At 73.5% G+C, this 8,626-nt stretch carries 6 protein-coding genes; 5 read left to right on the top strand and 1 reads right to left on the bottom strand.

The window, feature by feature from the left end; genetic code table 11:
- The 5 genes from AB8Z75_RS08100 to AB8Z75_RS08080 form a co-directional block, all read left to right on the top strand.
- A partial coding sequence (locus AB8Z75_RS08100) for an Rne/Rng family ribonuclease (RefSeq protein ID WP_369200705.1) occupies nucleotides 1-4,030 on the top strand: 4,030 nt, incomplete at its 5' end.
- A gap of 297 nt (nucleotides 4,031-4,327) precedes the next feature.
- Nucleotides 4,328-4,651 carry a 50S ribosomal protein L21 gene (rplU, locus tag AB8Z75_RS08095; RefSeq protein WP_114018249.1) on the top strand — a complete coding sequence of 108 codons (324 nt, stop codon included), beginning with the start codon at nucleotides 4,328-4,330 and terminating at the stop codon, nucleotides 4,649-4,651.
- Between the two features lie 13 nt (nucleotides 4,652-4,664).
- A complete protein-coding gene (gene rpmA, locus AB8Z75_RS08090) occupies nucleotides 4,665-4,922 on the top strand; it encodes a 50S ribosomal protein L27 (protein WP_369200704.1) in 258 nt (85 codons plus the stop codon).
- A gap of 193 nt (nucleotides 4,923-5,115) precedes the next feature.
- Entirely contained in the window at nucleotides 5,116-6,564 is a 1,449-nt protein-coding gene (gene obgE, locus AB8Z75_RS08085; protein ID WP_369200703.1) for a GTPase ObgE, read from the top strand.
- A gap of 110 nt (nucleotides 6,565-6,674) precedes the next feature.
- Nucleotides 6,675-7,268, top strand: a complete 594-nt coding sequence (locus tag AB8Z75_RS08080) for a Uma2 family endonuclease (protein WP_369200702.1) — start codon at nucleotides 6,675-6,677, stop codon at nucleotides 7,266-7,268.
- Nucleotides 7,269-7,281: 13 nt separating this feature from the next.
- Here AB8Z75_RS08080 and AB8Z75_RS08075 read toward each other — a convergent pair whose 3' ends face one another.
- Nucleotides 7,282-8,532 (bottom strand): phospholipase D-like domain-containing protein, encoded by a 1,251-nt coding sequence (locus AB8Z75_RS08075; RefSeq protein WP_369200701.1) that lies wholly within the window; start codon nucleotides 8,530-8,532, stop codon nucleotides 7,282-7,284.
- Nucleotides 8,533-8,626: the final 94 nt, after the last annotated feature.

Genomic DNA, 8,626 nt, shown 5'->3' with positions numbered 1-8,626 from the left:
CCCCCGAGGGGCAGCCCGCCGAGCCCTCGTCCACCGGCGCCCGGCGCCCGGCGGCCGACGGCGGCCAGGGAACCGGCACCGGCGGCCGGCAGGAGGCCGACGAGAGCCCCGCAGCCGCCCCCGAGCCCCCCCGGCCGGAGCGCAGGCCCCCAAGGCCCGCACCCGCCGCCGGGCCACCAGCCGCAAGGCCGCGCCCGCCGCCCCGGAGCAGGAGACGGCCGACGCCGCGTCCGCTGACCCCACCGGGGCCCCCGCCGAGACGACGACCACCGGGTCCGCGAGCGAGGGCACCGCGGAGGAGCCGAAGCCGCGCACCCGCCGCCGCGCCACCCGCGCGACCACCGCGCCCGCAGCCGAGCCCGCCGGTGACGACGGCTCCGCCGCGGCCCCCGAGGGGACGCCCGCCCAGGCGGAGAGCCCGCGCGGCTCCCGCACACCCGAGGACGCCACGGAGGCGCCCAAGAGCCGCAGCCGCCGCCGGGCCACCCGCGCGGCGGGCGCGACCGAGGCGCCCGCGCAGCCGGCCGCCGAGCCGGAGGCGCCCGCGCAGGCGCCCTCCGCGCCCGAAGGCGCTGCCGAGGAGCCGGCCGCCGAGTCGGCGTCCGTGTCCGGCGGGCGCTCCCGGCGCCGCGCGACCCGCAAGACGGAAGAGACCGACCAGCCGGCCAAGGCTGGCAAGGCGGGCAGGCGCCGGGCGACGGAGGGGACCGGTCAGCCTGCCGCCGGAGCGGACGAGCCGGCCGCCGCCGACGAGGCCGACCAGGGCCGTGCGGCGCGGGTCGCTCGCGGCTTCGAGGCGCCGCCGGCGTCGAAGAAGCGGCAGCGTGCCGAGGCCGCGGCCGAGGGCACCGCAGCGGACGAGACCGCCGAGCCGGCCGGCCGCCGCAAGCGGTCGACACCGCCCCTGACGGTCTTCCAGGCACCCGTCTTCACCGAGCCCGCCTTCCAGACGCCGCAGAGCGCCGCTGCCGCGGCCGAGGCGGAGCGCCGGGCCGGGAGCGAGCCGGAGGAGGGACCGGAGCAGGAGGCGCCCGAGGAGGGCGCGGGTGCTCCGCGCCGTCGCCGTCGCCGCCGTGCGGACGCGCCCGAGCAGGCCCTGCGTGAAGAGGCGCGGGAAGAGCGCGCGGCCCGCGCGTCCGCGCAGGAGACCGAAGCCGACACCGAGCCCGACGGCGAGCCGGAGGGCGAGGAGGACGAGACCGCGCAGGGCGGCGAGCGGCCCGCGCGCCGCCGCCGTCGGGGCGGTCGCCGCCGTCGCCGGGGCGAGAGCGCCGAGCAGGGCGAGGGCGCGGACTTCGACGAGACGGAAGCCGGTGCGGAGACCGACCGGGACGCCGGGGCCGACGAGGCCGCGGGGCCGGAGGCCGCCGAGGGCGACGAGGAGGGTGACGCCGCCGGCGGTGGCGGCTCCACCAGCAGCTCGCGCCGTCGCCGCCGTCGCCGCCGCCGTTCGGGGGACGCGGAGGAGCGTTCGGGTGAGAACGCCACAGCGGACGACCCCGAGCGCACCGTCGTCAAGGTCCGCGAGCCGCGCAAGAAGAAGGACACCGAGCCGGCCGACGAGGTGCAGGCGATCAAGGGGTCCACGCGGCTGGAGGCCAAGAAGCAGCGCCGCCGCGAGGGACGCGAGCAGGGCCGCCGCCGGGTGCCGATCATCACCGAGGCGGAGTTCCTCGCCCGCCGCGAGGCCGTCAAGCGGGAGATGATCGTCCGCCAGAGCGGCGAGCGCACCCAGATCGGCGTCCTGGAGGACGACGTGCTGGTCGAGCACTTCGTCAACAAGGAGCAGTCGACCAGTTACGTCGGCAACGTCTACCTCGGCAAGGTGCAGAACGTCCTGCCGTCGATGGAGGCCGCCTTCGTCGACATCGGCAAGGGCCGCAACGCCGTGCTGTACGCGGGCGAGGTCAACTTCGAGGCGCTGGGCATGTCGGGCGGTCCGCGCCGCATCGAGACCGCGCTCAAGTCGGGCCAGTCGGTGCTGGTGCAGGTCACCAAGGACCCGATCGGCCACAAGGGCGCCCGCCTGACCAGCCAGGTCTCGCTGCCTGGACGCTACCTCGTCTACGTGCCCGAGGGCTCGATGACGGGCATCAGCCGCAAGCTGCCGGACACCGAGCGCTCGCGGCTCAAGCAGATCCTCAAGCGGGTCGTCCCCGAGGACGCGGGCGTCATCGTGCGCACGGCCGCCGAGGGCGCCAGCGAGGACGAGCTGCGCCGCGACGTCGAGCGGCTCCAGGCGCAGTGGGAGGACATCCGCAAGAAGTCCCAGAAGGGCAACGCGCCCACGCTGCTGTACGGCGAGCCGGACATGACGGTCCGCGTGGTGCGGGACATCTTCAACGAGGACTTCTCCAAGGTCATCGTCAGCGGCGACGAGGCGTGGGAGACCATCCACGGCTACGTCTCGCACGTGGCGCCCGACCTGTCCGACCGGCTCCAGAAGTGGACCTCGGACGTGGACGTGTTCGCCACGTACCGCATCGACGAGCAGCTCGCCAAGGCGCTGGACCGCAAGGTGTGGCTGCCCAGCGGCGGCTCGCTGGTGATCGACCGGACCGAGGCGATGATCGTCGTCGACGTCAACACCGGGAAGTTCACCGGCCAGGGCGGCAACCTGGAAGAGACCGTCACCAGGAACAACCTGGAGGCGGCCGAGGAGATCGTCCGCCAGCTGCGGCTGCGCGACCTCGGCGGCATCATCGTCATCGACTTCATCGACATGGTCCTGGAGTCCAACCGCGACCTGGTGCTGCGCCGCCTGCTGGAGTGCCTGGGCAGGGACCGCACCAAGCACCAGGTGGCGGAGGTCACCTCGCTGGGCCTCGTGCAGATGACCCGCAAGCGGGTCGGCCAAGGCCTGCTGGAGTCCTTCTCCGAGCCGTGCGTCCACTGCAACGGGCGCGGCGTGCTCGTGCACTTGGACCAGGTGACCGCCGCGTCGGGTGCCGGTGGCGGCGGCAAGAAGGGCAAGAAGGGCAAGGGCAAGGGCGAGACGAAGGCGGAAGCCAGGGCCGAGGCCAAGGCGGAGGCCAAGGACACCGGCAAGGCGGACGCCAGGTCGGAGGGGCCCGGCAAGGGCGAGAACACCAGCAAGGGCGGCGGTCGCCAGGGCGGCAGGCCGGAGCCGGCCGAGGACCGCGCCGCGTCCGAGCACTCGCCCGCGACCGCTCCCGCGGCTGCGGCCGTGGAGCCCGCCGACACGGCGGCGGCCGAGGCGGCGGAGCTGTCACCGGCGCCCGTCGAGTTCGTTCCGGACGAGGAGCTGTTCAACAGCGCGGCCGAGGCGGAAGCCGCGGCGTCCGCCTCGCGTGGCCGGGGCCGGCGCCGGGGCAGCCGGAAGGCGGGTGCACCTGCCGGGTCGCCGCCGAAGGCCGCGGGCGAGACCGCCGAGGTGGTCCAGCCCGCCGCACCGCAGGCCGGCGCCGAGCCGGTCGCCGCCGCCGAGCCCGTGCCGGAGCCGGCGCCCGCGTCGGAGCCGGTGCCCGCCCCCGAGCCCGCTGCCGCGCCGCCTCGGGCCCGCCGACGGGCGACGCGGAAGGCGAGCGCTCCGGCCGGATCGCCGCGTACGGGTGACGACACCGGGGCGGTGATGGTCGTCGCCGCGGAGGAGACGCCCGCGCCCGCCGTCGAGCCCGCGGACGGTGGCGAGGTCGTCACCGACGCGGCTCCCGCACGGCCCCGGCGCAGGGTGACGCGCACGGTGACCACCACGGCCCCCGAGCAGGAGGCCGCGGCGGAGCCTGAGCCGGAGTCCGCGCCGGAGAAGAAGGCCGTCAAGAAGACGGCGAAGGCCGCCAAGACGGCCAAGACCGCCAAGAAGACGACGACGGCCAAGAAGGCGACGGCCAAGAAGGCGGCGGCGAAGACGACGGCCGCCAAGACCACGGCCAAGACGGCGACGGCCAAGACGGCGGCGGCGAAGAAGACGACGGCCAAGAAGACCGCGAAGAAGAGCGCCGCCAAGAAGACGGCCGCGGCCGGTCAGGAGGGTACGTCGTCCGTGTCGGCACCGGCCGCCGAGGAGTGACCCGGGCCGCCGCCGAGGAGTGACCCGGCCGCGGCCGGCGTCCGGGGGCGGGGCGATCCCCGCCCCGCCCCCGGACGCCGGGCACCGAGGTGGGGGCACCACAGGCGTTGAGGGGAGCCCCGTGCGGATGGGGTACCCTTGACCGTCGGCGTGTCGTTTGTACGACGCGCTGCTCCTGAGCAACCACCTCCCCTTCTGGGGAGAGGCCGTTCAATCCTTCCGGATCAGCTCCGCGCTCGGCGTGGGCGTCGGACGGCTGGCATCAGGGGCTCCGTTTCGAGCGAAAGAGAGTTCCGCGTGTACGCGATCGTGCGCACCGGCGGGCGCCAGCAGAGGGTCTCTGTGGGCGACGTCATCGAGGTTGACCGTATTTCCACCAGCAAGGTCGGCGACACCGTCGAGCTCTCGACCCTGCTCGTCGTCGACGGTGACGCGGTCACCAGCGACCCCTGGGTGCTGGACGGTGTCAAGGTCACGGCCGAGGTGGTGGACCACCACAAGGGCGACAAGATCCGGATCCAGAAGTACAAGAACAAGACCGGATACAAGAAGCGCATCGGCCACCGCCAGCTGCACACCGCGCTGAAGGTCACCGACATCCCCGCCCCGGCCAAGAAGTAAGGACTGAGGAGAGATGGCACACAAGAAGGGCGCATCGTCCACCCGGAACGGTCGCGACTCCAACCCGCAGTTTCTCGGCGTGAAGCGCTTCGGCGGTCAGGCCGTCAGCGCGGGCGAGATCCTGGTCCGCCAGCGCGGCACCCACTTCCACCCGGGCAAGGGCGTCGGCCGTGGCGGCGACGACACCCTGTTCGCGCTGGACGCGGGCGCGGTGCAGTTCGGCACCCACCGCGGCCGCAAGGTCGTGAACGTCGTTCCGGCCGCTGAGTAAGCAGCCGCACGGCACACTCACTCACTCCGAGGGCGGACCTCCTCTCCCCGCCGTACGCGCACACGCCGTACGGCAGGGAAGCGGGTCCGCCCTCGGTGCGTTCCCCCCTCAGTACGTCAGCGGTCCCGCGATACCGCAGCACCGCGATACCGCAGCACATCAGCACGCCAGCACGCCTTGGAGGCACACCCCTATGACCACCTTCGTGGACCGCGTCGAGCTGCACGTCGCCGCGGGTAACGGTGGGCACGGCTGCGCCTCCGTGCACCGCGAGAAGTTCAAGCCGCTCGGCGGCCCGGACGGCGGCAACGGCGGGCGCGGCGGCGACGTCGTCTTCGTCGTCGACCCGGACGTGACGACCCTGCTGGACTACCACCACAGCCCGCACCGCAAGGCCACCAACGGCAGGCCGGGCGAGGGAGGCCACCGTTCGGGACAGGACGGCAAGAGCCTGGTGCTCCCGGTGCCGGAGGGCACCGTCGTCCTCGACCGCCACGGCGAGGTGCTGGCCGACATGGTCGGCGCGGGCACCACCTTCGTCGCGGGGCAGGGCGGCCGGGGCGGGCTCGGCAACGCCGCGCTGGCCTCCGCACGGCGCAAGGCGCCCGGGTTCGCCCTGCTGGGGGAGCCCGGCGAGGAGCGGGACGTGGTGCTGGAGCTGAAGACGGTCGCGGACGTCGCGCTCGTCGGCTACCCGAGCGCGGGCAAGTCCTCGCTGATCTCGGTGCTCTCCGCGGCGAAGCCGAAGATTGCCGACTACCCCTTCACCACCCTGGTGCCGAACCTGGGCGTGGTCACCGCGGGCGCGACGGTCTACACGATCGCGGACGTTCCGGGGCTGATCCCCGGCGCCAGCGAGGGCAAGGGCCTCGGCCTGGAGTTCCTGCGCCACGTCGAGCGCTGCTCCGTGCTGGTGCACGTGCTGGACTGCGCCACGTTGGAGACCGACCGCGACCCGCTCAGCGACCTCGACGTGATCGAGGCGGAGCTGTCCCGCTACGGCGGTCTCGGCGACCGCCCGCGCGTCGTCGTCCTCAACAAGACCGACATCCCCGAGGGCAAGGACCTGGCCGACATCATCCGTCCCGAGATCGAGGCCCGCGGCCTGCCCGTCCTGGAGGTCTCGGCCGTCTCCCGGCAGGGCCTCAAGGACCTGTCGTACGCGCTCGCCCGCCTGGTCGACGAGGCCCGCGCGGCACGTCCCGCGCCGGAGGCCACCCGCATCGTGATCCGCCCCAAGGCGGTGGACGACGCGGGCTTCACGGTGACCCGCATCGACGAGGGCATGTTCCGCGTGCGCGGCGAGAAGCCCGAGCGCTGGGTGCGGCAGACCGACTTCAACAACGACGAGGCCGTCGGCTACCTCGCCGACCGCCTCGCGCGCCTCGGTGTGGAGGAGGAGCTGCTCAAGGCAGGTGCGCGCGAGGGCGACGGCGTGGCCATCGGCGCCGAGGACGACGCGGTCGTCTTCGACTGGGAACCCACCATGATCAGCGGTGCCGAGATGCTCGGCCGCCGCGGCGAGGACCAGCGCTTCGACGCGCCTCGCCCGGCCGCCCAGCGCCGCCGCGACCGCGAGGCCGAGCGTGCCGACGAGGACGCAGCCTTGGGCGAGTACGAGGACTTCGACCCGTTCGAGTGAGTGGCTGACGCCGCCGCCGGACCGCGTCTCCTCGCACGGCCCCGGAGGCCCTCCCACGTCCTTCCACGGGCGGAAGGTGACCGCCCGTGGAAGGACGCTATTCTGCCCCCATGAGCGTCGAGCCGCTTCCGGACTGGGTGATTCCGCCACCAGGCGGCTTCACCGCCGAGGCCTTCCTGCGGCTGTCCGGCCTCCCTCCGCACACCGAGCTCATCGACGGGGACCTGGTCTTCGTGAGCCCGCAGGAGAAGTGGCACAGCCGGGTGATCAACCTCCTGCTCGCCGCACTGGACGGCCAGGCACCCGGGCACCTGCGCGCCGATCGCGAGATGGCTGTCCGCCTGGCCAAGCGGCAGGTCCCGGAACCGGACGTGGTGGTGGTCACCGCCGAGGCGTACGAGCGCGAGTCACCCTCCACCTACTACCTGCCCGAAGACGTGGTACTGGCACTGGAGGCGGTCTCACCCGACTCCGAGGACCGCGACCGCGACACCAAGCCACGCAAGTACGCCGCCGCCGGCATCCCCCATTACTGGCGGATCGAGAACAACGGCGGCGGCACGGTCGCGTACCTGTACGAGAGGGATCCGGCGAGCGGAGGGTATGCGCTGACGGGCATCCATCACGACCGGCTGAAGGTCTCCGTTCCGTTCGCGGTGGATGTCGACCTCGCCGCGACCGGGCGGCGGGCCCCCTCTCCCTGACGTCCCCGGGGCCTCAGTCCTCCGGTTGGGGGCTGACGCCCTTGCAGCTGGGGGTGTCGTCGCGGGTGCCGGGCAGGGCCGAGGCGCGCAGGGCGCGGTAGCGGTCGAGGTAGGCGTCGTGGACGCTGTCACTGTCCACTTTCAGGAGCGTCTCGTCGTTCTTGGTCAGGGCGGGGCCCGAGTAGTTGTGGCTGCCGGTCCACACGAGCTTGTCGGTTGCCCCGGCGTAACGTCCCGCGATCATCAGGGACTTGGAGTGGACGACCTCGCGCGAGGTGCCGGGGTCGCCGTCGTCGTCGTAGTGCAGGCACCGCACCGCCGGTCCGCCGGGCGCGTGCAGGGCCTCCCAGGTGCCGGGGGAGCCGGTGCTGGCCGCGCTGTCGGTCTGGGCGTAGACGATGTCGACGGCGCAGCCCTGGCGCTGGAGGGAGGCGAGTTTCTCGGCGACGCCCTGGCGGGTGAGCTTGAACATCGCCAGCCGCACGCTGGTGCGGTGGCTGCCCGAGGCGTCCCTCCAGCGGCAGGTGACGTTGTCGAGGATGCCCGTCACCGTGTCGCCGCCGTGCGGGCGGGGGAAGAAGTAGCCGGTGTAGGGGGAGGCGGCGGCGCGGGTGTAGCGCCAGGAGCGCCAGTCCGCGCCGGCGACCTTGTCGAAGTAGCGGCTGTAGGCGGCGTACGTGCCGCGCTGGGCGACGACCATCGCGTCGTTCCAGAACTTGGTGTAGCTGCCGGTCGACAGGTTCGACGACGTCTGCACCACGACGTTCCGTAAACCGCCGGTGCGGGAGAAGAGCCAGAACTTGTTGTGGGCGATGGAGTGGCCCCCGGAGGGATCGCCCAGGCACGACGTGTTCTTGGGGCAGAGCCCGACGAAGGACCGTTTCGCCCGGTCGGTGCCCAGCGCCTCGCGCAGGATGGAGTAGGACGTGCTGGAGGGCATGGAGCTGACGCTGGACTCGTCCAGCATCACCTGGACGTTGACGCGACGTTTCCGCGCGGTGTGCGCGGTGGCGAGCGCGCGGGCCACCTCGGCGTCCCAGAAGTGGTAGAGCGCGACCTTGATGGTGGAGCGCGGGGCGGCGGCCTCGATGCGGGCCAGCAGATCGCTGCGGATGGCGCGCTGCTGCGCGGCGGTGCCGTTCGGCTGGTTGAAGACGGGGCCCGTGCCCGGGGAGGCCGCCGCGGCGGGCGGGGGAGTGGTGAGGGTGAGCCCCGTGCCGAGCAGCAGGGCGAGGGGTGGTGCGGCGGCTCTCAGACGTGACAAGGGGCCCTCCTGGCGGCTGGTGCGGACCGGGCGGCCGATACCGGGAGGTACGGCCGGGTCGCAAGCGAGGGTAGGGACGCGGGAAGCGCGTGTT

It is taken from the genome of Streptomyces sp. PU-14G (assembly GCF_041028275.1).
Taxonomy (GTDB): domain Bacteria; phylum Actinomycetota; class Actinomycetes; order Streptomycetales; family Streptomycetaceae; genus Streptomyces.
The sequence above is the reverse complement of the archived record's forward strand: the minus strand, read 5'-3'. Positions and strand labels throughout refer to the sequence as shown.

Excerpts from the sequence above, each read along its gene's own strand:
- rpmA (WP_369200704.1), top strand. The coding sequence starts at position 4,665 with ATGGCACACAAGAAGGGCGCATCGTCCACCCGGAACGGTCGCGACTCC.
- obgE (WP_369200703.1), top strand. The coding sequence starts at position 5,116 with ATGACCACCTTCGTGGACCGCGTCGAGCTGCACGTCGCCGCGGGTAAC.
- AB8Z75_RS08080 (WP_369200702.1), top strand. The coding sequence starts at position 6,675 with ATGAGCGTCGAGCCGCTTCCGGACTGGGTGATTCCGCCACCAGGCGGC.